Origin of the sequence: Aquitalea denitrificans, assembly GCF_009856625.1 — a bacterium.
Taxonomy (GTDB): Bacteria; Pseudomonadota; Gammaproteobacteria; order Burkholderiales; family Chromobacteriaceae; genus Aquitalea; species Aquitalea denitrificans.
In genome coordinates this window covers 4270602-4296930 of record NZ_CP047241.1, presented here as the reverse complement: position 1 = coordinate 4296930, position 26329 = coordinate 4270602, and the positions used below count along the sequence as shown (strand labels likewise).

Annotated in this window: 13 protein-coding genes, 2 tRNA genes and 3 rRNA genes; 12 read left to right on the top strand and 6 right to left on the bottom strand. The window is 58.3% G+C overall.

The features are described from left to right. Positions 1-369: 369 nt before the first annotated feature. Entirely contained in the window at positions 370-1383 is a 1014-nt protein-coding gene (gene gap, locus GSR16_RS19940) for a type I glyceraldehyde-3-phosphate dehydrogenase (RefSeq protein WP_159880443.1), read from the bottom strand. Between the two features lie 113 nt (positions 1384-1496). Next, entirely contained in the window at positions 1497-3482 is a 1986-nt protein-coding gene (gene tkt / locus GSR16_RS19935; RefSeq protein ID WP_159880441.1) for a transketolase, read from the bottom strand. Positions 3483-3807: 325 nt separating this feature from the next. Here tkt and GSR16_RS19930 point away from each other — a divergent pair, with 325 nt between their 5' ends. Further along, positions 3808-4539, top strand: coding sequence for a BPSS1780 family membrane protein (locus GSR16_RS19930; RefSeq protein WP_159880439.1), 732 nt, complete (start codon positions 3808-3810; stop codon positions 4537-4539). A gap of 12 nt (positions 4540-4551) precedes the next feature. Here the strand turns inward: GSR16_RS19930 and GSR16_RS19925 are convergent, their stop codons facing one another. Next, complete coding sequence (locus tag GSR16_RS19925; RefSeq protein ID WP_159880437.1) at positions 4552-5022, bottom strand: GNAT family N-acetyltransferase; 471 nt, start codon at positions 5020-5022, stop codon at positions 4552-4554. Between the two features lie 125 nt (positions 5023-5147). Here GSR16_RS19925 and parC point away from each other — a divergent pair, with 125 nt between their 5' ends. The 11 genes from parC to GSR16_RS19870 all read left to right on the top strand — a co-directional run bounded on the left by parC (position 5148) and on the right by GSR16_RS19870 (position 22412). Continuing rightward, complete coding sequence (gene parC, locus GSR16_RS19920; protein ID WP_159880435.1) at positions 5148-7523, top strand: DNA topoisomerase IV subunit A; 2376 nt, start codon at positions 5148-5150, stop codon at positions 7521-7523. Further along, the gene (locus GSR16_RS19915; RefSeq protein WP_159880433.1) at positions 7520-9076 is read left to right on the top strand and encodes a two-component system sensor histidine kinase NtrB; all 1557 of its coding nucleotides are present in this window, start codon (positions 7520-7522) and stop codon (positions 9074-9076) included. The genes parC and GSR16_RS19915 overlap by 4 nt, the downstream gene beginning before the upstream one ends. Continuing rightward, entirely contained in the window at positions 9069-10403 is a 1335-nt protein-coding gene (locus tag GSR16_RS19910; RefSeq protein WP_159880917.1) for a sigma-54-dependent transcriptional regulator, read from the top strand. Before GSR16_RS19915 ends, GSR16_RS19910 begins: the two co-directional genes overlap by 8 nt. Before the next feature lie 496 nt (positions 10404-10899). Then, a 16S ribosomal RNA gene (locus GSR16_RS19905) occupies positions 10900-12435 on the top strand. A 64-nt stretch (positions 12436-12499) separates the two neighbouring features. After that, positions 12500-12576, top strand: a tRNA-Ile gene (locus GSR16_RS19900). Between the two features lie 4 nt (positions 12577-12580). After that, a tRNA-Ala gene (locus tag GSR16_RS19895) sits at positions 12581-12656 on the top strand. A 277-nt stretch (positions 12657-12933) separates the two neighbouring features. Beyond that, positions 12934-15823 (top strand): 23S ribosomal RNA (locus GSR16_RS19890). 229 nt (positions 15824-16052) lie between these two features. Next, positions 16053-16167 (top strand): 5S ribosomal RNA (rrf, locus tag GSR16_RS19885). Together the 16S, 23S and 5S rRNA genes with 2 tRNA genes alongside form the textbook arrangement of a ribosomal RNA operon. A 411-nt stretch (positions 16168-16578) precedes the next feature. Continuing rightward, entirely contained in the window at positions 16579-17844 is a 1266-nt protein-coding gene (locus tag GSR16_RS19880; RefSeq protein ID WP_159880431.1) for a response regulator transcription factor, read from the top strand. Next, the gene (locus GSR16_RS19875) at positions 17804-18550 is read left to right on the top strand and encodes a response regulator (RefSeq protein ID WP_159880429.1); all 747 of its coding nucleotides are present in this window, start codon (positions 17804-17806) and stop codon (positions 18548-18550) included. The genes GSR16_RS19880 and GSR16_RS19875 overlap by 41 nt, the downstream gene beginning before the upstream one ends. Positions 18551-18575: 25 nt before the next feature. Continuing rightward, positions 18576-22412 (top strand): ATP-binding protein, encoded by a 3837-nt coding sequence (locus tag GSR16_RS19870; RefSeq protein ID WP_159880427.1) that lies wholly within the window; start codon positions 18576-18578, stop codon positions 22410-22412. A gap of 21 nt (positions 22413-22433) precedes the next feature. Here GSR16_RS19870 and gcvA read toward each other — a convergent pair whose 3' ends face one another. From gcvA to hemA, 3 genes are all read right to left on the bottom strand, one after another. Further along, positions 22434-23351: a transcriptional regulator GcvA gene (gene gcvA, locus GSR16_RS19865; protein WP_159880426.1), complete on the bottom strand. Its 918-nt coding sequence runs from the start codon at positions 23349-23351 to the stop codon at positions 22434-22436. A gap of 494 nt (positions 23352-23845) precedes the next feature. Next, entirely contained in the window at positions 23846-24922 is a 1077-nt protein-coding gene (prfA, locus tag GSR16_RS19860; protein ID WP_159880425.1) for a peptide chain release factor 1, read from the bottom strand. Then, the gene (gene hemA / locus GSR16_RS19855) at positions 24922-26175 is read right to left on the bottom strand and encodes a glutamyl-tRNA reductase (RefSeq protein ID WP_159880424.1); all 1254 of its coding nucleotides are present in this window, start codon (positions 26173-26175) and stop codon (positions 24922-24924) included. The genes prfA and hemA overlap by 1 nt, the downstream gene beginning before the upstream one ends. Positions 26176-26329 lie beyond the last annotated feature (154 nt).

Genomic DNA, 26329 nt, shown 5'->3' with positions numbered 1-26329 from the left:
GACCGCCTTCGTGGGGAAGGCCGTACAGCCGTTATTCGGGCTTGGCGATAGTGTAAGCGTAAATGACATTTGATTAGCAGCCCTGTCGCTACGCGGGCTATCGCTGTTGCTACTGTACCGGGCTGCCTGCATGCGCAACAGACAGCAGATCAAGTAGTGTATTTATTACAGCAGTTGGCTCTTGCACCCTGCCCTGCTGGCTGTTAAGCGCCGCGCTAAGCCGCAGCCTGGACGGGGGTGTTCGCCTTGGGGCGCAGTGGCGGGAGCATGGCTCAACCGGCTCACCCGTCAACCCTGTTAACTGCAGGAAAGCAGGCGGACCTGCGTCCCACCTGCTTTCATTTGCTGCTGGCCCCGCAGGGCCACACCTTACTTGGCTTCGAACATGGCGCGAGCGGTTTTCAGCATCTGGTTGCTGAAGCCCCACTCGTTGTCGTACCAGGCCAGTACCTTAACCATATTGCCGCCGGTCACCTTGGTCAGGGTGGCGTCAAAGGTGGAGGCTTCGGTGCTGTGGTTGAAGTCGGAGGAAACCAGCGGCAGGGTGTTGAAGCCCAGCACGCCCTTCATCGGGCCTTCGGATGCAGCCTGCAGGATTTCGTTGACTTCGTCCTTGGTGGTGTCACGGCCAGACTTGAAGGTCAGGTCAACCAGCGAAACATTGATGGTGGGAACGCGCACGGCGAAGCCATCCAGCTTGCCCTTCAGTTCCGGCAGTACCAGGCCCACGGCCTTGGCGGCACCGGTCTTGGTGGGGATCATGTTTTCGGTGGCGGAACGGGCGCGGCGCAGGTCTTTGTGACGCACGTCGGTCAGCACCTGGTCGTTGGTAAAGGCGTGGATGGTGGTCATCAGGCCCTTGGTCACGCCAATGGTGTCGTTCAGTGCCTTGGCCACCGGTGCCAGGCAGTTGGTGGTGCAGGATGCGTTGGACACCACGGTCATGGCGCTGGTCAGCACGTCGTGGTTTACGCCGTACACGATGGTGGCGTCAACGTCGTCGCCGCCCGGGGCGGAAATCAGCACCTTCTTGGCACCGGCGTCCAGGTGGACCTGGCACTTTTCCTTGCTGGTGAAGGCACCGGTACATTCCAGTACCAGGTCTACATTCAGGGCTTTCCACGGCAGTTCAGCCGGGTTGCGGGTGGAGAAGAAGGGAATCTTTTCACCGTTGATCAGCAGGTTTTCTTCATCGTGAGCGATGTCTGCCGGAAAACGACCGTGTACGGTGTCGAACTTGGTCAGGTGGGCGTTGGTGGCCAGATCGCCGGTTGCGTTGACGGCAACAACCTTGAAATCGTTGTGCAGGTTGTATTCGTAAATGGCGCGCAGTACCTGACGGCCAATGCGGCCGTAGCCGTTGATCGCGATGCGAATGGTCATACTATTACTCTCCCGGAAAACTGGTGCCTCCCCGCGTGAGCGGGTCAGAATGGAGACACCATGAAAATAAGGCCACCCCTGCTTTGTTTTTGGATGGGGCGGCCTGTGCTTTTTTATTGAATGATGTTCTTGGTTTTGGCGACGACATTGTCGACGGTGAAGCCGAATTCCTTGAACAGCACGCCGGCCGGTGCGGATTCGCCGAAGTGGGCCATGCCCACCACGTCACCTTCCAGACCGACATACTTGCGCCAGGAGTCCGGTACACCGGCTTCAATGGCCAGACGCGGCAGGCCGGCCGGCAGCACGCTTTGCTGCCAGGCCTTGTCCTGCTGGTCGAACACATTGGTGCAAGGCATGGACACCACGCGCACGGCAATACCTTCGGCTGCCAGTGCTTCCTGTGCCTTCAGCGCCAGTTCGATTTCCGAACCGGTGGCAATCAGCACGGCGCGGGCATCGGCAGCATCACGCAGCACGTAGCCGCCACGGGCAATGTCCTTGATCTGCTGTGCATCACGCTGCACGAAGGGCAGGTTCTGGCGGCTGAGGATCAGGCTGCTCGGGGTGGTTTTCTGTTCGATGGCATGCGCCCAGGCCACCGCAGCTTCGGTGGTGTCGCACGGACGCCAGGTGTGGTGATTCGGGATCAGGCGCAGCGTGGCCACTTGTTCCACCGGTTGGTGGGTGGGGCCGTCTTCGCCCAGGCCGATGGAGTCGTGAGTGAACACGAACACCGGGTTGATCTTCATCAGCGAGGCCATGCGCAGTGCATTGCGGGCGTATTCGCTGAACATCAGGAAGGTACCGCCGTAGGGGCGCAGGCCACCGTGCAGCGTCATGCCGTTCATGATGGCAGCCATGCCGAACTCGCGTACGCCATAGCTGATGTAGTTGCCGTTGCCGGCCGCGTCGATCCACTTGGAACCAGACCAGTTGGTCAGGTTGGAGCCGGTCAGGTCGGCCGAACCGCCTACAAACTCAGGCAGGCTGGGCGAGAAGGCTTCCAGTGCAATCTGGCTGGCCTTGCGGGTGGCCACGGTCTGGGCAGCGTCCACGATCTTGGCGATGGCCGCGTCGCGGGCTTCGGCCCAGGCTGCCGGCAGTTCGCCCTGCATGCGGCGTTCGAATTCGGCAGCCAGTTTCGGGTAAGCGGCGCGGTAGGCGTCAAACTGCTTGTTCCATTCGATCTCGGCCAGTGCACCCTTGTCGCGGGCGCTCCAGGCGGCGTAGATGTCGGCCGGAATTTCAAACGGTGCATGCGGCCAGTTCAGCGTTTCGCGCGCGGCGGCAATTTCGGCCGCGCCCAGCGGCGCGCCATGCACATCGTGGGTGCCTTGCTTGTTGGGCGAGCCAAAACCGATGGTGGTCTTGCAGCAGATCAGCGTCGGACGGTCGCCCTTCTTGGCGGTTTCGATGGCGGTGGCGATTTCCACCGGATCGTGGCCGTTGACGTTCTTGATCACCTGCCAGCCGTAGGCTTCGAAGCGGGCCGGGGTGTTGTCGGTGAACCAGCCTTCAACATGACCGTCGATGGAGATGCCGTTGTCGTCCCAGAAGGCGATCAGCTTGTTCAGGCCCCAGGTACCGGCCAGCGAGCAGGCTTCGTGGCTGATGCCTTCCATCAGGCAACCGTCACCCAGGAATACCCAGGTATTGTGGTCGACTACGGTATGGCCGTCGCGGTTGAACTGGGCGGCCAGCATTTTTTCGGCCAGCGCCATGCCCACCGCATTGGTGATGCCCTGGCCTAGCGGGCCGGTGGTGGTTTCCACGCCCGGTGCATAACCGTATTCCGGGTGGCCCGGGGTTTTGGAATGCAGCTGACGGAAGTTTTTGAGGTCGTCGATGGACAGATCGTAGCCGGTGAGGTGCAGCAGGCTGTAGATGAGCATGGAGCCGTGCCCGTTGGAGAGCACGAAGCGGTCACGGTTGGACCAGGAAGGATTGGCAGGGTTGTGCTTCAAGTGATCGCGCCACAGTACTTCGGCGATATCAGCCATGCCCATCGGGGCGCCAGGGTGACCAGATTTGGCCTTCTCCACTGCATCCATAGACAGGAAACGAATGGCGTTGGCTAGCTCGGTTCGGGTGACCATTTCGGGAAAACCTCAAAACTGTAAAGGGGGCGGGACAGACGCGGTACGACAGTCAGCCCGTGGCCCGTGCATGGCACCGGCATGGATTAACCGCCGCGAAATCATGGAATTATCGCTGATTTTGCCGCATTGCGGCAACCTTCACGGCGCAGCTTGTGCGCCGTTTTCATGCATTTTCAATGCTTTGTTGACAGCATTGCTGCATGCAGCCTTAGCTGCCTGGCCGGGGTCGGCTGGCTAACGGGCTTGACCTGCACCCCGCTCTCATGGACAGTCGGCGCAGGATTTTGGGTTTTCACCATGAAACAGCCGGACAGGAGCAAGCATGCAGACTGATTTCCCCGCACGCATCGATGCACGCCAGGTGGGCTATGCACGTGGCTGGCGCTGGATCGTGGAAGCATTTTATCTGGTTAGGCAACAACCGCTGACCTGGATGCTGCTGGCTGGCAGCTATCTGCTGATCCACTTTGCCGTGGCGGCCATACCCATGCTGGGGCCGCCGCTTACCTTTTTCCTGGGACCGGTGTTTGCCGGTGGCTTTGTGTTGGCGGCACAACAGGCGGAGCGCGATACCGAACTGAAGTTGAGCGCGCTGTTTGCCGGTTTCCGTCAGGCTCCCCGCGCCTTGCTCAATGTCGGCATGCTGTATCTGGCCTTGTTGCTGCTGGCGATGCTGCTGCTCAGTGCGGCCATGCCCTTGCTGGGCGTCCATGTGATTGCCACGGAGAATGCGCAGAATATGCCCAGGCTGGATGGACCCATCGGCTTGCTCATGTTACTGAGTGCAGCGCTGATGTTTCTGCTCAGCCTGTGCTATTGGTTTGCCCCGGCGCTGGTGGTGCTGAACGGATTGGGGCCGTGGCAGGCGCTGCGTGACAGTTTCCGTGGCGGCTTGGCCAACTGGCAGGCGGTGCTGCTGTCTGCCTTCATGCTGGCCTTGCTGCTGTTTCTTGCCTTGCTGCCGCTGGGGCTGGGCTTGTTGCTGTGGTTCCCAGTGTTGTATGTCACGGCGTATACCGGCTGGAAAGACCTGTTCGCTCCGCGGGCGGATTGAACAGGTTGCAGCTTAGTGGCTGAGTGTGCCGCGCCGCATGTCCACGTGCATGATGCCGCCATCGTCATAGGGCTGCGAAACCGCAACAAAGCCGAAGCGCTCGTACAGTCCGCAGGCAGCCAGCTGGGCCGACAGCATGATGGGTGCTGCGGGCCACAGCTGCAGGCAGTGGTTCACCGCCTCGGCCAGCAGCTGGTTACCCAGGCCCTTGCCACGCAGTGCCGGTTCCAGTACCACCCGGCCAATGGCGCTGGCATCCGGGTATTTTTCACCGGGAGCAATCAGGCGGGCATAGGCCTGCAGTTTGCCGTGACCATCACGTCCTTGCAGGTGGTAGCAATGCAGGTCGACACCGTCGATATCGCCATAGATGGATTGCTGCTCCACCACGAAAACCCGGTCGCGCAACTGCAGCATTTCATACAGCGCAAGCGGGGAAAAACCGTCAAACGGGTGGCATTGCCACTGCAACAGGCTGGCCATAGTAGAATTGCCCTCGAAAATGAATGGCGCAGTGTTCCACCCTGCCCGGCTGATGGCCGGTGTGCAGCGTGGCGGTACTGCAGATGAACAAGCTGAAACCCTATCACACAAGCAAGCCCTGCCCCATGAACAGTAACGATCTCTTTGACGATGCGCCGCCAGTCTCCGGCACGCAGCCGCCCGTGACACCGCCTGCCCCGCCGGCTGATGCACAGACGGGCGACTGGATTCCACTGGACCAGTATGCCGAGCGTGCTTATCTGGAATACGCCATGAGCGTGGTCAAGGGCCGCGCGCTGCCAGAGGTGGCCGATGGCCAGAAGCCGGTGCAGCGCCGCATCCTGTATGCCATGCGCGATATGGGTCTGGCGCATGGTGCCAAGCCGGTCAAGTCGGCGCGGGTGGTGGGTGAAATCCTGGGTAAATACCACCCGCACGGCGACAGCTCGGCCTACGAAGCGCTGGTGCGCATGGCGCAGGACTTCACCCTGCGCTATCCACTGATTGATGGCCAAGGTAACTTTGGCAGCCGTGATGGCGACGGTGCCGCCGCCATGCGTTATACCGAGGCGAGGCTGACACCGATTGCCGAGCTGCTGCTGGGCGAAATCGACATGGGCACCGTGGACTTTGTGCCCAATTACGACGGTGCCTTCGAAGAGCCCGCCCTGCTGCCGGCACGCCTGCCAATGGTGCTGCTCAACGGCGCTTCTGGTATTGCCGTGGGCATGGCCACGGAAATCCCGCCACATAACCTCACCGAGGTGGCACGTGGCTGCCTGGCCTTGCTGGCCAATCCGGAACTGACTACCCGCCAGCTGATGGACTTTATCCCCGGCCCGGACTTTCCCGGCGGTGGCCAGATCATCACCCCGTTCGACGATATCCTGGCTGCTTATGAAGGTGGCCGTGGCAGCGTGCGGGTGCGGGCCAAGTGGGAAGTGGAAAAACTGGCGCGTGGCCAGTGGCGCGTCATCGTGTCCGAGCTGCCGCCGGGATCGTCGGCACAGAAAGTACTGGCCGAGATCGAAGAAGCCACCAACCCCAAGCTCAAGGCCGGCAAGAAAGCGCTGACACAAGACCAGCAAAACCTGAAGAGCCTGATGCTGTCGCTGCTGGACCGCGTGCGGGACGAATCGGACAGCCAGTGTCCGGTGCGGCTGGTGTTCGAACCCAAGTCCAGCCGGCAGGACCCGGACGAGTTCATCAACATCCTGCTGGCGCAAACCAGTCTGGAAGGCAATGCCTCGATGAACCTGGTGATGATCGGTCTGGACGGCCGCCCGGCGCAGAAGGGTCTCAAGGCTATTTTGTCCGAGTGGATAGACTTCCGTCGCAGCACCGTCACCCGCCGCCTCAAGTATCGGCTGGGCCAGGTGGAAAAGCGTATTCATATCCTGGAAGGGCGCATGATTGCCTTCATCCATATCGATGAAGTCATCCGCGTCATCCGCGAATCGGACGAACCCAAGCCCGACCTGATGAAAGCCTTCGGCCTGTCCGAAGCACAAGCCGAGGACATTCTGGAAATCCGCCTGCGCCAACTGGCGCGGCTGGAAGGTTTCAAGCTGGAGAAGGAGCTGTCCGAGCTGCGTGAAGAGCGCGAAGGTTTACGCCATGTGCTGGATACGCCGGACGCCCTCACCCGCCTGATCCGCGACGAAATCATGGCGGATACCGCCAAGTATGGCGATCCACGTCGCAGTGAAATCAAGGCGGCCGAACGCGCCGTGCTCACCCAGACCATCGCCGACGAGCCGGTCACCATCATCCTGTCGCAAAAAGGCTGGATCCGCGCCCGCGTCGGCCACAACGTCGATCTGTCGGCACTGGCCTTCAAGGATGGCGACGGTCTACACACCGTGGTGGAAACCCGCACCGTGTGGTCGGTCATCGTGCTGGACAACAAGGGTCGCGCCTACACCATCGACCCGGCTGATGTGCCGACCGGTCGTGGCGACGGCGTGCCGGTGGCCTCGCTGGTGGATCTACAGGACGGTGCCAAGCCGGCGCAGATGATTTCCGGCAAGGACGATGCCCGCTTCGTGGTGGCCGGTTCTGGCGGTTATGGCTTTGTGGCCAAACTGTCTGACATGTCGGGCAGGGTCAAGGCCGGCAAGGCTTTTCTCACGCTGGACAATGGTGAAAACGTCATCACCCCGGTAGTTGTGGCCAGCAATGCCGATCTGGCGGCCATGCGACTGGTGGCTGCAGCGGATAATGGCCGCCTGCTGGCATTCCCGGCTGGCGAGCTGAAGGAAATGGCCAAGGGCCGTGGCCTGATGCTGATGGCGCTGGATGCTGGCGAAACGCTGACCGCCATTGGCCTGGTCAAGGGCGACAAGGCGCTGCTGGCTACGGTATCGGTGCGCGGCAAAGTGGCTGACGAAAAGCTGGCCCTGGCCGAGTTCGATGCCAAGCGTGGCAAAAAGGGCAAGCTGATGCCGAAGAAGTGGGCAGTATCGGCCATTGGCGACCTGCCGGCGGCTGGCACGCCATGATGCTGGATCGCCCGCTGCCGCTGACCCCGCGCAAGGCCCTGGCCTTCGTCAACGGTTTTCGTGCACTCATGTTGCTGGTGCTGCTGTTCATGTCCCTGCTGCAAGGCTCGGAAGGACAGCCGCTGGTGGGTGGCGGTGGGCGCTTCTATCTGTGGTCCGCGGTATATGGTGGACTGATTGCCTGTTGGTTTGCCCTGCGCAATGGCAAGGCGGGGCATACCCTGCAGCTGTCACTGGCCATTGCCGCCGACATTCTGATGATTGTGCTGCTGATGGGCATGAACGGCGGGGTGAAAAGTGGCTATGGCATGTTGCTGCTGCCCTATCTGGCCGTGGCGGGTTTGCTGTCCTCCGGGCGATTTGCCCTGTTCTATGCATCCATCGCCACCGCCAGCCTGTTTGGCTACGTGGGCTATGAACACTATCGACATGAAGTACTATTTGGCAGCACCACCGACCTGTTCCAGACCGGCCTGCTGTCGCTGGCCGGTTTTGTCACTTCGGTGGTGACCTACCAACTGGCACGGGTGGCGCGAGAGTCCGAAGAGCTGGCTTCGCGCCGTGGCGGGGAAATTGCCAACCTCAACCGCCTGAACGAACTGGTGCTGCAAAGCCAGCGGGATGCGGTCATCGTGCTGGATGAAACCGGTACCGTCAGGCAGTTCAATGCCCAAGCTGTGCGCTACTTTCCCAATATGCAGCGTGGCATCCTGTTGCCCGAGCTGAGCCCGGTGGTGGAGCGCTGGCGCCTCAACAGCCATTCGCCCATGCCGGTATTTGTCGAGCGCAATGTGCGAGGCCGGCAACTGGCCGGTCGCATGGTGCCCATTCTGGCCGGTGATCTGCGCGGCGTGGTGATGTTCCTGCGCGACATGGCTGACATGGCGGAAGAAGCCAAGCGCATCAAGCTGGCTGCACTGGGTCGGCTTACTGCCAATATCGCCCATGAAATCCGCAACCCGCTGGCAGCCATTTCCCATGCCGGCGACCTGCTGGCCGAGGGGGCGGAGGATCCCGCTACCCAGCGGCTTACCCGCATCGTTCGCGACAACGCCAAGCGCATCAATGGCCTGGTAGAAGAAGTACTGATGCTGGGGCGGCGTGACCGGGTCAAGACCGAAACGATCAAACTGTCACAGTTTCTTGCCGACTTTCTCGATCAGTTCGGCATGGCACAGCCGGAAGCCGCCGGTCGCATACTCCCCATTTTCTACAGCACCGGCAGCGTTTATTTTGACCGCGGCCATCTGGGGCAGATCTTGTCCAACTTGGTGGCCAACGCCTGGCGTCACTCCTCGCACGTCCATGGCGCGGTGCGTATTGAAGTCAGCCAGATTGAAGCGCAAGTGCTCATCCATGTGTTTGACGATGGCCCAGGTATGAGCGAAGACGCCCAGGCCCACCTGTTTGAACCCTTCTTTACCACGGAAAGCAGCGGGACCGGCCTAGGACTGTATATCGCCCGTGAACTGGCTGAAGCCAATGATGCCCGGCTCGACTATATCCCCCCGGGCGGCGTTTTCCGTTTAAGCTGTCATCATGCCTATGAATAAGAACACCCTGCGTGTGCTCGTGGTGGACGACGAGCCGGATATCCGCGAACTGCTCGAACTCACTCTGCTCAAGATGGGGCTGGATGTGGTGACCGCTGGTAATGTCACCGATGCCAAGGCACTGCTGCTGCGCGAACCCTTCAATCTGGTGCTCAGCGATATGCGCATGCCGGATGGAGAAGGGATAGAGGTGGTGGAGTTCATCGCCGAGCAGGCACTGGATATTCCCAGCGCCATCATTACCGCCTATGGCAGTACCGAAAACGCAGTCAAGGCAATGAAAGCCGGTGCCTTTGATTACCTGTCCAAACCCATCAGCCTGGCGCAATTGCGCACGCTGGTGAAATCGGTATTGAAAGTAGAGGGCAATGGCAAGCCGCTGGGCATGGAGCGCCTGGTCGGCGACTCACCCGCCATGCTGGATGTACGCCGCATGATCGAAAAGCTGGCACGTAGCCAGGCGGCGGTCTACATCAGCGGCGAGTCAGGCACCGGCAAGGAACAAGCCGCCCGTCTGGTGCACGAGCAAAGCGCGCGTGCCGAGCGGCCATTCGTCCCGGTCAACTGTGGGGCCATCCCGGAAAACCTGATGGAGAGCGAATTCTTCGGTTACCGCAAAGGTGCATTTACCGGAGCCGACAGTGACCGTGACGGGTTCTTCCAGCAAGCCACCGGTGGCACTCTGTTTCTGGACGAGGTCGCCGATCTGCCCTTGGCCATGCAGGTCAAGTTGTTGCGTGCCATCCAGGAAAAGAAGGTGCGCAAGCTGGGCAGCCCGCAGGAGGAGCCGGTCGATGCGCGCATCATCTGTGCAACCCACAAAGATCTGGCCGCGCTGGTTGAGGCCGGCCAGTTCCGGCAAGACCTCTACTACCGGCTCAACGTATTGCCGCTGCGCATGCCACCGCTGCGCGAGCTGCGCGATGACATTCCCCGTTTCATCGGCGCGCTGCTGGACCGTTTCGCCACCCCGGAGAGCCGTCCACGCCTCACGCCGGATGCAGTCAAGGCCATGCTGTCCTATAACTACCCGGGCAATTTCCGCGAACTGGAAAACATCCTTGAGCGTGCCATCGCGCTGGCCGGAGACGACAAGGTCGATGTCGCCGACTTGCAGCTCACCCCCTGTCAGGCCCTGGATGACCTGGAAAGCAGTATTGGCTACGCCGGTAGTGAACCGCTGCAGATGTTTCTAGACCGGGTGGAGCGTGAAGCCATACTCAAGGCGCTGGATGCCACCCGCTTCAACCGTACTCAGGCAGCCAAACTGCTAGGCCTTACTTTCCGCTCCATGCGTTACCGCATGGACAGACTGGGGATCAAATGACAGCAATAAAATCATCTATATAGAGACAGATTAGTAGAGACAGACAAGATATGGGCAAAAGCCCGGCCCAGCCGGGCTTTTTGCTGCCGGTGGCAGTGCGCTGACCAGCTTTTTGCGCCAGTTTCCCCCGTGGGTCAGCATCAGGATGGACGCCAGCGCACCGCGGGCTGTGCATGCGCAGCAAAATAGTCATGAAATCCGCATTTCATAAAGTATTACCGTTCAGTGACTTAGCGCGCTCTTGGCCGGGATTTCAGCAAATCGTGCAGATTTCTTCGCACAAAGTGTTGACGAGGGTAGGGTGTGGCGGTATAGTTCGCCTCCTCAGCAGACAACGCAGCGACGGAAACGAAACGCAGCGACCTGCACCGCTCTTTAAAAAACAGAATAACCGATAGGTGTGAGTGCTTGGCGAAAGCCAAATACTTGCACTGCAAGACAAGAAATACTTGTTATTTTCTTTGATCTTGCGTGCCAGAAAATTTGCTATGAGATTGAACTGAAGAGTTTGATCCTGGCTCAGATTGAACGCTGGCGGCATGCTTTACACATGCAAGTCGAACGGTAACAGGGAGCTTGCTCCGCTGACGAGTGGCGAACGGGTGAGTAATGCGTCGGAACGTGCCGAGTAGTGGGGGATAACTATCCGAAAGGATAGCTAATACCGCATACGCTTTGAGAAGGAAAGCAGGGGATCGTAAGACCTTGCGCTATTCGAGCGGCCGACGTCTGATTAGCTAGTTGGTGAGGTAAAGGCTCACCAAGGCATCGATCAGTAGCGGGTCTGAGAGGATGATCCGCCACACTGGGACTGAGACACGGCCCAGACTCCTACGGGAGGCAGCAGTGGGGAATTTTGGACAATGGGCGCAAGCCTGATCCAGCCATGCCGCGTGTCTGAAGAAGGCCTTCGGGTTGTAAAGGACTTTTGTCAGGGAGGAAATCCCTAAGGTTAATACCCTTGGGGGATGACAGTACCTGAAGAATAAGCACCGGCTAACTACGTGCCAGCAGCCGCGGTAATACGTAGGGTGCAAGCGTTAATCGGAATTACTGGGCGTAAAGCGTGCGCAGGCGGTTGTGTAAGTCTGATGTGAAAGCCCCGGGCTCAACCTGGGAACTGCATTGGAGACTGCACGGCTAGAGTGCGTCAGAGGGGGGTAGAATTCCGCGTGTAGCAGTGAAATGCGTAGAGATGCGGAGGAATACCGATGGCGAAGGCAGCCCCCTGGGATGACACTGACGCTCATGCACGAAAGCGTGGGGAGCAAACAGGATTAGATACCCTGGTAGTCCACGCCCTAAACGATGTCAACTAGCTGTTGGGGGTTTGAATCCTTGGTAGCGTAGCTAACGCGAGAAGTTGACCGCCTGGGGAGTACGGCCGCAAGGTTAAAACTCAAAGGAATTGACGGGGACCCGCACAAGCGGTGGATGATGTGGATTAATTCGATGCAACGCGAAAAACCTTACCTGGTCTTGACATGTACGGAACTTGCCAGAGATGGCTTGGTGCCCGAAAGGGAGCCGTAACACAGGTGCTGCATGGCTGTCGTCAGCTCGTGTCGTGAGATGTTGGGTTAAGTCCCGCAACGAGCGCAACCCTTGCCATTAGTTGCTACCATTTAGTTGAGCACTCTAATGGGACTGCCGGTGACAAACCGGAGGAAGGTGGGGATGACGTCAAGTCCTCATGGCCCTTATGACCAGGGCTTCACACGTCATACAATGGTCGGTACAGAGGGTAGCCAAGCCGCGAGGTGGAGCCAATCTCATAAAACCGATCGTAGTCCGGATCGCACTCTGCAACTCGAGTGCGTGAAGTCGGAATCGCTAGTAATCGCAGATCAGCATGCTGCGGTGAATACGTTCCCGGGTCTTGTACACACCGCCCGTCACACCATGGGAGTGAGTTTCACCAGAAGTGGGTAGGCTAACCGTAAGGAGGCCGCTTACCACGGTGGGATTCATGACTGGGGTGAAGTCGTAACAAGGTAGCCGTAGGGGAACCTGCGGCTGGATCACCTCCTTTCTAGAGAAGGCGATTGTCAAGTACTCACAGCCTATCGGTTATTCATGATTTAAGGGTAGTAACTGGGTTTGTAGCTCAGCTGGTTAGAGCACTGTGTTGATAACGCAGGGGTCGTAGGTTCGAGTCCTACCAGACCCACCAGTTTGGGGGATTAGCTCAGTTGGGAGAGCACCTGCTTTGCAAGCAGGGGGTCGTCGGTTCGATCCCGTCATCCTCCACCATTCTTACAGTGCAAACAAAAGCGCACACAGCATTTTATTGCTGCGTGAATTTCTGTTTGCGTTGTTTTTACAATGCCCGATCTTTAACAAACTGAAGAAGCCGAATTAATTAGACGGCGAAATGAAATGCATGGAGTTAACTCTGCATGCAGGACAAATCGTCATCTTGGGAATTTGATTGTATCTAATGTCATGTCGCCATATCAAAAGGGGCGGTGTGACATGTCGCACAAACACAATTCTGTCGGATTGGTAATCTAGGTTACTGAAATGATAGGGTCAAGCGACTAAGTGCATCTGGTGGATGCCTTGGCGATCACAGGCGATGAAGGACGTGTAAGCCTGCGAAAAGCGCGGGGGAGCTGGCAATAGAGCTTTGATCCCGCGATATCCGAATGGGGAAACCCACCCGCAAGGGTATCCCAGACTGAATACATAGGTCTGTGGAAGCGAACCGAGTGAACTGAAACATCTAAGTAACTCGAGGAAAAGAAATCAACCGAGATTCCGTCAGTAGTGGCGAGCGAACGCGGAATAGCCTGTATGTGATAGAGATTGAGATAGTGGAAGGCATTGGAAACTGCCGCCATAGTGGGTGATAGCCCCGTACACGAAATTTCATTCTTGGTACTAAGCATACGAAAAGTAGGGCGGGACACGCGAAATCCTGTTTGAAGATGGGGGGACCATCCTCCAAGGCTAAATACTCGTGATCGACCGATAGTGAACCAGTACCGTGAGGGAAAGGCGAAAAGAACCCCGGGAGGGGAGTGAAATAGAACCTGAAACCGGATGCATACAAACAGTGGGAGCCTCGCAAGGGGTGACTGCGTACCTTTTGTATAATGGGTCAGCGACTTACGTTCAGTAGCAAGCTTAACCGCATAGGGGAGGCGTAGGGAAACCGAGTCCGAATAGGGCGCTTTAGTTGCTGGGCGTAGACCCGAAACCGAGTGATCTATCCATGGCCAGGATGAAGGTGCGGTAACACGCACTGGAGGTCCGAACCCACTAGTGTTGCAAAACTAGGGGATGAGCTGTGGATAGGGGTGAAAGGCTAAACAAACTCGGAGATAGCTGGTTCTCCCCGAAAACTATTTAGGTAGTGCCTCATGTATCACTTCCGGGGGTAAAGCACTGTTATGGCTAGGGGGTCATTGCGATTTACCAAACCATGGCAAACTCTGAATACCGGAAAGTGCGAGCATGGGAGACAGACGGTGGGTGCTAACGTCCATCGTCAAGAGGGAAACAACCCAGACCGCCAGCTAAGGTCCCAAATGATCAGTTAAGTGGTAAACGAAGTGGGAAGGCCCAGACAGCCAGGATGTTGGCTTAGAAGCAGCCATCATTTAAAGAAAGCGTAATAGCTCACTGGTCGAGTCGTCCTGCGCGGAAGATGTAACGGGGCTCAAACTGATAACCGAAGCTGCGGATTTGCACGTAAGTGCAGATGGTAGGGGAGCGTTCTGTAGGTCTGTGAAGGTGTCTCGAAAGGGATGCTGGAGATATCAGAAGTGCGAATGCTGACATGAGTAGCGATAAAGCGGGTGAAAAGCCCGCTCGCCGAAAGCCCAAGGTTTCCTACGCAACGTTCATCGGCGTAGGGTGAGTCGGCCCCTAAGGCGAGGCTGAAAAGCGTAGTCGATGGGAAACGGGTTAAAATTCCCGTACTTTTGTGTAGTGCGATGTGGGGACGGAGAAGGTTAGGTCAGCGGCCTGTTGGAATAGGTCGTTCAAGCTGGTAGGTGGTTAGGGTAGGCAAATCCGCCCTTTCATTCAACACCGAGAAGTGATAACGAGGGTCTACGGACCTGAAGTGACTGATACCACGCTTCCAGGAAAAGCCACTAAGCTTCAGCTACACAAGAACCGTACCGCAAACCGACACAGGTGGGCAGGATGAGAATTCTAAGGCGCTTGAGAGAACTCAGGAGAAGGAACTCGGCAAATTGATACCGTAACTTCGGGAGAAGGTATGCCTCTTTAGGTGAAATCCCTTGCGGATGGAGCTTGGAGAGGTCGCAGAGAATCGGTGGCTGCGACTGTTTATCAAAAACACAGCACTCTGCCAACACGAAAGTGGACGTATAGGGTGTGACGCCTGCCCGGTGCTGGAAGGTTAAGTGATGGGGTGCAAGCTCTTGATCGAAGCCCCAGTAAACGGCGGCCGTAACTATAACGGTCCTAAGGTAGCGAAATTCCTTGTCGGGTAAGTTCCGACCCGCACGAATGGCGTAACGATGGCCACACTGTCTCCTCCTGAGACTCAGCGAAGTTGAAGTGTTTGTGAAGATGCAATCTCCCCGCTGCTAGACGGAAAGACCCCGTGAACCTTTACTGTAGCTTTGCATTGGACTTTGAAGTGGTTTGTGTAGGATAGGTGGGAGGCTTTGAAGCCAGGACGCTAGTTCTGGTGGAGCCGACCTTGAAATACCACCCTGACCCCTTTGAGGTTCTAACCTTGGTCCGTTATCCGGATCGGGGACAGTGCATGGTAGGCAGTTTGACTGGGGCGGTCTCCTCCCAAAGTGTAACGGAGGAGTTCGAAGGTTACCTAGGTACGGTCGGAAATCGTGCTGATAGTGCAATGGCAAAAGGTAGCTTAACTGCGAGACCGACAAGTCGAGCAGGTGCGAAAGCAGGACATAGTGATCCGGTGGTTCTGAATGGAAGGGCCATCGCTCAACGGATAAAAGGTACTCCGGGGATAACAGGCTGATACCGCCCAAGAGTTCACATCGACGGCGGTGTTTGGCACCTCGATGTCGGCTCATCACATCCTGGGGCTGTAGCCGGTCCCAAGGGTATGGCTGTTCGCCATTTAAAGTGGTACGTGAGCTGGGTTCAAAACGTCGTGAGACAGTTTGGTCCCTATCTGCAGTGGGCGTTGGAAGTTTGACGGGGGCTGCTCCTAGTACGAGAGGACCGGAGTGGACGAACCTCTGGTGTACCGGTTGTCACGCCAGTGGCATTGCCGGGTAGCTAAGTTCGGAAGAGATAAGCGCTGAAAGCATCTAAGCGCGAAACTCGCCTGAAGATGAGACTTCCCTGAGGGCTAGACCCTCCTGAAGAGTCGTTCGAGACCAGGACGTTGATAGGTCGGGTGTGGAAGCGCTGTGAGGCGTTAAGCTAACCGATACTAATTGCTCGTGAGGCTTGATCCTATCATTTGAGTGGCTTGGGAAACCGGGCTGACGGATAGTGCATGTGCGACGCGATCAAAGATCCAAGACTAATTAAGGCGGGAGTAGAGAGGTGGGAGTGGGGAGTAAACCCCTGCAACTGACGAACTACCCCCGAAACGGAGAGCAGGACAAGAGCGGGCAGAGACAACTCTCTACTCCCGACTCTCTACTCCCCACAAGGCTTCTTCAAGTTTGTTGACAGTTTATGTCTGGTGGCCATAGCGAGGTGGTCCCACGCCTTCCCATCCCGAACAGGACCGTGAAACGCCTTAGCGCCGATGATAGTGTGGCATTCGCCATGTGAAAGTAGGACACCGCCAGACTCCCCATACAGAAGCCCAGCTCAATCGAGCTGGGCTTTGTGCGTTTCAGGCCGCTGCACACGCTGTGTGGCTCTCTATTGCTCAGTGGTAGAGCCTGAGCATTGTGATGCTGCACCGGCAAAGGCGGTGGTACCTGAGACTGACCGTACGGATGCCAATGGCTTGTAAAATATGTGGGAGCCAGTTTTTACGTGTGGTTAGCCATATCAGGCAAAAACACACAAAATTATCGTGAAACTACAGGTAATTCGATTATTTGTTTAATTGAGCGCGAATTTTATCAAGAATATTAGTGGTAATGCTTGCCTCGATCCTCGGCAAACTGCTATACCAAAAACGTAAATATCCACGTTTATACCGGCCCCGCCATCTTAGTGTGAATTGCCGAGGGAAACCGTCATGCAGCAGCCCATGAAACTGCTCATCCTGGAAGATCAGGTCATTTTGCGCAAACTCATTTCGCGCCAGACCGGTTTTTTCAGTCGTCAGGCCACGCAGATCGATGAGTTCAGCGATCCGGCCGAAGCGCTGCGCAGTGCAGCAGAAACCAGCTACGATCTGATCATTACCGATATCGGCATGCCGGGCATGAGTGGTATCGACTTCATTAAAAATCTCAGTGCCATTGGCTGCCGTGCTTCCTTGCTGATTATTTCTGGTTATGACAGCCGGACGCTGCATACCATTGCCGACATGGCGCACGGGCAGGGTATTGCCAGCGTGCATTTCCTGTGCAAGCCCTACAGCATCGATCAGTTCCTGCAACGACTGAATGCTGTCTTTTCCGATATGGAGCAGCGTGGTGCCGCCCTGGCAGTAGACCCGCTGCAGCTGTGGCAGGACTGTTCTGCCGGGCCGCTGTCACTTGAGTTCAAGCCGGTGCTGGGCTTGGCGCAGCGCCAGGTGCGCGGAATGCAGGTGGCGGGTATCCAGTTGCCGCATGGATTCTTGACACTGGATGCTGTCTTGTACCGCAAGCTGTCGGTCAACCCACAATTGCCGGTATTGATACTGGAAATGGTCATGGAGCGACTGGTGCAGATACTGGTCAGCATTCCCCAGCCTTGGCGGCAGGGTGTTCTGTTCAGTCTGTATCTGGATGCCAGCTGCCTGGCGCATGAAAACCTGTTTGATCGCTATAGTGCCTTGCTGCGACAGCATGGGCTGTCAACCGGACAGATTGGCTTTCTGCTGGCGGATGGCCTGCATGATGGCTGCTCGCCAGTGTGTTTCGAGAATATTGCCAAGCTGAAATACTTTGGCTTTCCTTTACTGGCAGATCAAGTCGGTGAAGGAAGGCTGACGGTCAGCAATCTGCTGCGCCTGCCGCTGGATGGCTTGCGGCTGTCCTCAGTTACTTTGCAGCAGCTGGCACTGCAACCGCAGGATGTAGCGGCCCTGCTGCAATGCTGTGGATTGCAGCAGGACCGGCTGATCATCAGTCATGTCGATGGCGAAGTTGAGCTGGAAGCCATTACGGCAGCCGGCTATGAGCAGTGCGCTGTCAGTGGTGAGCAGATTGCACTACAGCTGGGTGTGGACGAACTATCATCTTATCTAGAACAACAGCAGACTGCCGGCTTGCCTACAAGCCAGACCGGTGGCGCAATGAGTGATGACATGCAAGGGGTGAATCATGTCGGTCGAGATGGAAAAACTGAAAATACTGGTCGTTGATGATCAGTCACTGGTCAGGACGCTGGTAAGCCAGTCCTTGCAGGCCATGGGCATACGGGCAGAAAACATTTCTCAGGCACCAGATGGCAGCACAGCGATGCGCACGCTGGACATGCGCATGGTGGATCTGGTGCTGTGTGATGTGGAAATGAAGCCGATGAACGGACTGGATTTGCTGAAAGAATTGCGCTGCGGCCATACCGCCAATGTGTCCAATCTGCCGTTCATCATTCTTTCCGGTCACGCTGATCGCAGCAATGTTACCGTCGCCGTGCAACTGCATGCCGATGGTTTTGTCGTAAAGCCGCCAAAGCCGGTGGATGTGGAAAAGGCCATTAACCTGGCCCTGCGCCGGGCCAGGCCAGAGGTGGATCCATTCAGCTATTACGGTGTGGATACCGGCACGGATTACGACAAGAAGGTCTTCCGTCGCCTGTTCGAACAGCGGCCTGAAGACCTGGCTGATGTCCCCTATGAAACGGTGACTTTGCACAGTGCCAAATCCGGATCCATTCTGGCCGAGGATTTGCGCAGCAAGACGGGACATCTGCTGCTGCCACGCGGTGCCAGCATTTCTGCCAACCAGCTGGCGGTGTTACGCAATTACAGCGACCGCTACGGGGTACATCAGCTGGTGATAGAAACCGTGCATGAGTCTGCGGCAGTTGATGGTGACGCCGCAGATGCCGCAGATCAGCCCGGCTGAGTGACCTTGCCTGCAAGGGGATAACATGGCCAACACCAACAACAAGGCAAGCCAGACCCTATCGATTGGCCGTGCGGTCATTGCCATAGTGGTATTGCTGGGGATCTTCCAGATTGGCTGGGTTGCTCGGCTGCTGGCGGCATCGTGGCAGCATTATCAGCAAGCTGTGGCCTTGTCCGAAGTGCATCAGATCCGCAGCAAGTTCTACACCGCCGCCGATCTGCTGCGCCGAGAAGCCATACTTAGCCGCAACCTGCTGTACCGCAAAACCCCCCCCTATCCCAAAGAGCGTAGCCAGCTGGCCTTGCTGCGTTCGCAGGCTGATTACTGGATGAGCCAGGCCATGCTGGCCGGACAGCAAGATATTGTCAGCGACCAGCATGCCAAGATGGCAGACGTCACCTTGCAGCTGGAAAGCTTCCGCTCCTTGCGGCCAGAGATCGACATGCAGATCGGCCCGGCGTGGGGGGCGGATGAAACGCTGGGCTATGGCGAAGAGCTGTCCTCGCGCCACCTGCAGGATGCCATCAATGATGTGCTGATCGGCATGAACGGGCAGATGAAGTGGAATGCCCCCCCCGGCCTGTACATCATGATGGATATTGCCCAGGACAGCTGGAGCATCGGTCATGTCCTGCGTTCAGCGGCAGCGGCGCAGCTGTTGCGCAGCGAGCTGGATGCACCGCTGAGTGAAACCGAGGAAGGGGATTTGCAGTCGCGGCTGGATCTGAGCAATCTGATGTTGCAGCAGCTGCGTGCAGATGCCGCCCATATTGATGATCGCCAGCTGCTGGACAGCCTGCGCCGGATATCGGATGCCGCTTTGCGGCTGCACATGCTCAACAAGCAGCAGCTGGCCTTGTTGCAGTCGCACCAGCAGCTAGCCGGCATGCAGCCGGCCATGCAGCAGCAGGTGGACAAGGTGCAGCAGGAAAGCTGGGCGCTGTTCCAGCATACCAACCGGCTGTGTGCCGAACAGATTGAACAGGCGTTGCAGGATTACCGCCGGCAACTGATCCATGATGGCTTGCTGGGCATTGCCATTCTGGGATTGGGATTGATACTGCTGTACAGCATGACCAAGCGTGTCCTCAAGCCGCTGAACCGCCTGCAGCGCATGCTGGACGCGGCGGGTGATGCCATCCTGACCATTGACCAGCAAGGCCTGGTATTGTCAGCCAATGCCGGTGCGCAACGCTTGTTCGGCAATGGGCGGGATGCGCTGGCAGGGCAGCAGATCAACCAGCTGCTTCGGCTGCCGCAGGCGCTGGCAGATACCTTGCTGATGGTTAGTGAACAGGGCAGCCAGACCTTGCAGGGGGAAGGTATCAAGCTTGATGGCGAGTTGTTCTTCGCCGGCATTACCGTCAGCATTTTCCGCACTACCGATACCGACAAGGAATTCATGTTGATTGTGCGGGACGAGCATCAGCGCCGTATTGCCGAACATTCGCTGGAGCATAACCTGAGCATGCTCTCCGCCATCTCCCACGTGGAAAACCTCATGCTCAGCCGGTGGCCGCGCAAGGAGGTGCTGGATCGACTGCTGCATGAGTTCATGCGCTTCAGCCGTGCCGAGCAGGGTTTCATGCTGGTGCTGGCGGAATTCCCTGACGACCGTTTTGAAATCCACCTGCAGGCCGGTAACTGGCCTGCCACCCTGCCGTCGCTGGAGATGGTGGCCCACGAAGCCGAACCCCTGACTTGGTTATTGCAGCGGCTGGCCGAGATGCCACCCTGGATCACCCTGCCGGTGGCCATGGATGACGATGTTTCGGCGCTGATCTGTCTGTTACAGCCAGACCTGGCCCTGCTGGGCAAGGGCATACAGCCACTGGTTGGTGCCTATGCCAATATTCTTGGTTTCTTCGATGAAGAAGACCGGCGCAAGCTGTCCGAATCCCAGCTGCGCTCGGTACTGCAGGAAGAAGAAGCCATTTACTCGGCCTCGCCAGTCGGCTTGCTGCGGCTGAATGAACAGATGCAGATTGTCCGTGCCAATCGCATGGCCGAAGACATTTTTGGCAAGGGTGGAACCAGCCTGCCAGGCATGCATCTGATGGAATTGCTGGCCTCGGATCAAAGCTGGTTCGACCTGACCAGCCAGCTTAACAATATGGTGCAGTACCAAAGCAAGCTGCGCTGTGAGCTGGAATGCATCAATGCCGATGGCCGCCCCATCTGGGTGTTGTTTGAAGGCATGCTGCTATTCCCAGACCGCCCACGGGAAGGCACCATCCTCGCCTGCCTGGATATTACCGAGAGCAAGCTGGCGGAGTTTGAACTGCGCATGGCGCGGGATCAGGCCAATGCAGCCAACCGGGCCAAGAGCTCTTTTCTGGCCACCATGAGCCACGAAATCCGTACTCCGATGAACGGGGTGCTGGGCATGTTGGAACTGCTGGCCATGACCCCGCTGAATGCGGAGCAAAAAGACAGCGTGGACACCATCCAGGAGTCAGCCCGTACCTTGTTGCGACTGATTGACGACATCCTGGATTTCTCCAAGATCGAAGCGGACAAGCTGGAAGTCGTACTGACACCCACGGCAGTCAAGCCATTGTTGGAACAGGTGCGCACCCTGTATGCCGAAACAGCCGCCGCCAAGGGTTTGCAGCTGAAGCTGGATATTGACGAAAAGCTGGCCCCGGCCCTGCTGCTTGACCCCTTGCGTTTGCGCCAGATTCTGCAGAATTTTGTCAGCAATGCCGTCAAGTTCACCGCCAACGGCGGTATTACCCTGCAAGTCGAGGTATTGGAGCAGGAGTTTTCTGCCCAGACACTACGCTTTGACATCATCGATAGTGGTATCGGCATTTCACAGGACAATCTAAGCCGCCTGTTCGAGCCGTTTACCCAGGCCGAGTCCGATACCAGCCGCCGTTTTGGAGGCACCGGTCTGGGGCTGGCCATCTGCCGGCGCCTGGCAGGCCTGATGGGCGGGCATGTGGAACTGGAAAGCCAGCCGGGACAGGGTACGCGCGCGTCCCTACTGCTGGTGGCCAATATCGTGGACATTACAGAACTGCCGGCGGGTGAGACCGAGGGCGAGATACCTGCCCTCGTGGTTGGCAGTGGACAGCATGACGTGCTGCAGCCCATCCTGTTTGCCGAGGATAATCCTACCAATCGCAAGCTTACCTTGCGGCAGCTGGAAAAACTGGGCTATACCGCCGAGTGTGCCGAAGATGGTGCCCAGGCCTACGCCATGTGGCAGGCTGGTCACTACAGCCTGCTGCTGACCGATTGCCACATGCCGGTGACTGACGGCTACGAGCTGGCACGGTTGATCCGGGCCTATGAAGCCGAGCATCCGGATCGCGGGCACCTGCCCATCATCGCCTGCACGGCCAATGCCGGGCAGGAAGAACTGAACAAGACCAGCGCTGCAGGCATGGATGATTTCCTGACCAAGCCGCTGGCCATCAATATCCTATCTGCCATGCTGGAAAAGTGGCTGAGCAAATTGCCGGAGAATGCCATGCAGCCTGTCCCCGATACCCCTATGCCCGCCACGCCGTGTCCGGTAGACCGCTCCGTGCTGGAGGTCTACAGCGATGGCGAGCTGGCGGTGGAGCTGGAAATCCTGCACGACTTCGCACAAGCCAACCAGGAAGACATGGAGGCCTTGCGCCAGGCGGCCAGCGATGCCAGTGCCGAGCAACTGGCCTGGGCTGCTCACCGTATCAAGGGAGCCAGCCGCATGGTGGGTGCCAATGAGATGGGCAATGCGGCCGAGGCGGTGGAAAAGGCTGCCAAGGCCGGCGAGGTGGCGCAGGCGCAAGCCCTGCTGGCCGAGCTGGAAGCTGCGCTGTCTGCATTCGAACTCTGGTTGCAGCAACAGGACACCGCCAGCGTGTGATATTGCGTGTAGCCCGATAGGCTACATGGTCCGGCTGATGGCCTCGCTACGCTCCAGCGTGGCAATCAGCCAGTCGCGGAAGGCACGGATTTTCGGCTGTTGCGCCATTTCGTGCGAGTACATCAGGTAATACGCCCACTCCGTCTCCAGCACGGTGTCGAATGGAATCACCAGCCGTCCGCGCTGGATATCGTCATTCACCATGGAAACCTGTGCCAGTGTCACGCCCATGCCGGCTGCTGCTGCATGCAGTGCGTACTCCAGTGCGTCAAAGGTGACGCCGCTTTCCGGATTGATGTTGCTTACCCCGGCCAGTTTCAGCCAGCGATCCCATACATCCTGATCCCGCCACGGGTGCAGCAGGGTGTGGTATTGCAGATCCTCCGGCGTGCGCAATGGATGCGCTCCTTCCAGCAGGGCTGGTGAACATACCGGCACCAGTTTTTCCCGACAGATGCATTCGATGCGCATGTCGGTATACACCTCCGGGCGCGGCATGCCGATGATGGCCAGGTCGTATTCGGCCCGGTTGAACGGCTTGTCGTGAATCAGCTGGGTAATCAGGTGCAGGGTGTATTCCGGATAGCGGGTCTGGAAATCCGGCAGATTGGGCAGCACCCAGCGCATGGCCGGGGTTGGCGGTATGCGCACTCGCAGCCCGCTCTGGCGCAGGCGCAGCATTTCGCTGGCCTCATGCAGCAGCTGGAAGGCATCGCGCGCCGGTTTGACCAGCGCCTCGCCCTCGGCAGTCAGTGCCAGGCCGCGTGCCTGGCGGATGAACAGGCTGGTGCCGTAAAACTCTTCCAGCGTCTGCACATGGCGGCTTACTGCGCCCTGAGTCAGGTGCAGGGCGGCCGCTGCACGGGTGAAGGACAGGTGTTCAGCCGCGGCAACAAATACACGCAGCGCATTCAGTGGAGGTAGTTTCATCGGATTCATGCTGTTTATTCATGGCTGGCATGATTATAACTGCTTTGCCAGTCGGGCAGGGGCTGGTTATCCTTGCGGCTATTGCCTTGATAATTCAATGCAAAGCACGGCTGTCTCCAGATGAAGCATTTTGTTTCGCAAAGCAGCCCTTACCCGCTTTATTGTGCAAGCAATGTCTTGCTTGCATGGCTTATCTGCCGGTGAGGTATCCCGGCACCGATACAGTCTTGCGTGGTGGGTCGTAGCGACCGCCACATCATGGTTTTCCACCCATCTCCACGTTGGGAACGGCCGGGTCCTGCCTCTGTGACCTGGCCGATTTTTTATTTCCCGCGTTCTCCCAGCCTGGTGTGCAGGCAAGAAAAAAGGCCACTTGCGTGGCCTGAAGATTCGGAGAAAAAGCGGCGGGACCGTTTGATCCGGGCTCCTTGCAGGCAAGGGCTGCTTTTCCGGGTCCGAGTGTACAACGATGCGTGCAGCGGAGCAAACCGATTGCAGTTGGGTCAGTCGCCCAGCGCAGCCAGCAGTTCTGCTTGCTGCTCGGTGATCAGGGCATCGGTCAGCTCGACCAGGTCCCCATCCATTACGTAATCCAGCTTGTACAGCGTCAGATTGATGCGGTGGTCGGTAATGCGGCCCTGCGGGTAGTTGTAGGTGCGGATGCGCTCGGAGCGGTCACCGGAGCCGATCAGGCTCTTGCGTTCAGCTGCCTCTTTTTGCTGCTGCTCGCGACGCTGGATGTCATTGATGCGCGCCGCCAGCACCTGCATCGCGCTGGCCTTGTTGGCATGCTGCGAACGGCCATCCTGGCATTCCGCCACAATGCCGGTGGGCAGGTGGGTAATGCGCACGGCGGAATCGGTCTTGTTGATGTGCTGGCCGCCCGCGCCGCTGGCACGGAAGGTGTCGATGCGCAGATCGGCCGGGTTCAGTACCACGTCCACCAATTCATCCGCTTCGGCCATCACCGCCACGGTGCAGGCCGAAGTGTGGATGCGGCCCTGGGTTTCGGTGGCGGGAACGCGCTGCACGCGGTGGCCGCCGGATTCAAACTTCAGCTTGGAGTAGGCACCGAAACCGATGATGCGGACGATGGCTTCCTTGTAGCCGCCCAGGTCCGATTCGCTGGCGGAGACGATTTCCACCTGCCAGCGGTTGCGTTCGGCAAAGCGGGTGTACATGCGCAGCAGGTCGGCGGCAAACAAGGCCGCCTCGTCGCCGCCGGTGCCGGCGCGGATTTCCAGGAAGATGTTCTTTTCGTCGTTGGGGTCTTTGGGCAGCAGCAGCTTTTGCAGCTCCACCTCCAGCGCGGCCATTTTCTCGCGGCCTTCATCGATTTCCAGCTGGGCGAATTCCTTCATGTCCGGGTCGGACAGCATCTCGCCGGCGGTGGCGAGATCGGTTTCGCACTGCTGGTATTGCTGGAAGGTTTCCACGACCGGGGTCAGCTCGGCATGTTCGCGGGTCAGTTTGCGGAACTGATCCATATCGGCAGTTGCCGACTCGCTGGCCAGAAGATGGGTCACTTCTTCCAGACGATCGGCCAACTGCGACAGCTTTGTCGCAATCGACGGTTTCATTACGACTCCGGGTGTAAGCGGTACAGGCGGGCGATGGTGTCCACCACGGCCGCATGCTCCGCGCCACTGCCCGAGGACAGGGCCTGGGTGGGCGGGTGCATCAGTTTGTTGGTGAGTTGCTGCGACAGGCTTTCCAGCACTTTTTCCGGCTCCGTGCCCTTGGCCAGTTGCTTGAGCGCGGCTTCCAGTGCATGGCGGCGGGTACGCTCGGCCTCGTCGCGCAGGGCGCGGATCAGCGGCACGGTTTCGCGCTTTTTCAGCCAGTCGTTGAATTCGGCCACGCGGGCCTGGATGATGGATTCGGCTTCTTCGGCTGCGCTCTGGCGCGCTTCCTTGCCTACTTCCACGATGCTGGCGATATCGTCCACCGTATACAGGTAGACATCGTCCAGCTTGCCAACCTCGATTTCGATATCGCGCGGCACGGCCAGATCCAGCATGAAGATGGGACGATGACGACGCGCCTTGATGGCGCGCTCGACCAAGCCCTTGCCGACGATGGGCAACTGGCTGGCGGTAGAGGTGACCACCACATCGTAGCGGTGCAGCACATCGGGCAGCTCGGACAGGGTGATGGCATTGCCGCCAAACTGTTCCGCCAGCTTCTGCCCCCGCTCCAGCGTGCGGTTGGCAATGGTGATACAGGAGGGCTCGCGGGCGGCAAAGTGGGTGGCCACCAGTTCGATCATTTCCCCGGCGCCGATGAACAGGATGTTCAGCTCGCCAATGGTGGGGAAGATCTGCTCGGCCAGCTTCACTGCGGCGGCGGACATCGACACCGAGCTGGAGCCGACGGCGGTGCTGCTGCGCACTTCCTTGGCCACGGCAAAGGTGCGCTGGAACAGGCCGTTAAGCAGCGAACCCAGGGTGCCGACATTTTCCGCCGCCCGGACTGCATCCTTCAGCTGGCCCAGAATCTGCGTTTCACCCAGCACCATGGAATCCAGCCCGGAGGCCACGCGGAAGGCATGGCGGGCGGCGCTGCTGGCATCCAGCTGGTACAGATAGGGGCGCAGCTCTTCCACCGGCAGGCCGTGGTATTGCGACAGCCAGCGCAAGGCTTGCTCTGGGTCGTTACTGTTACAGTAGATTTCCGTACGGTTGCAGGTGGAGACGATGGCTGCTTCACGCGCCGCCTGCGAACCCACCAGGCTCTCCAGTGCGTTGGGCAACACCTCGGCCGGGAAGGCAAGCTTCTCGCGGACCGACAGCGGGGCGGTATGGTGATTCAGGCCAAAGGCAACCAGATGCATGAGCGGAAAAGGGCTGCAGGGGAAATGCCGTATTCTAGCCTAAGTTACAGCCAACGTCCCTAACTCTGGGGTTTTTCCGCCGCCGCCTGCGGCTTGTCGCTGTGGGTATCCGGCTACCGCTGGCGCCAGCTTCTGCCTTACCATGGCGGCATAC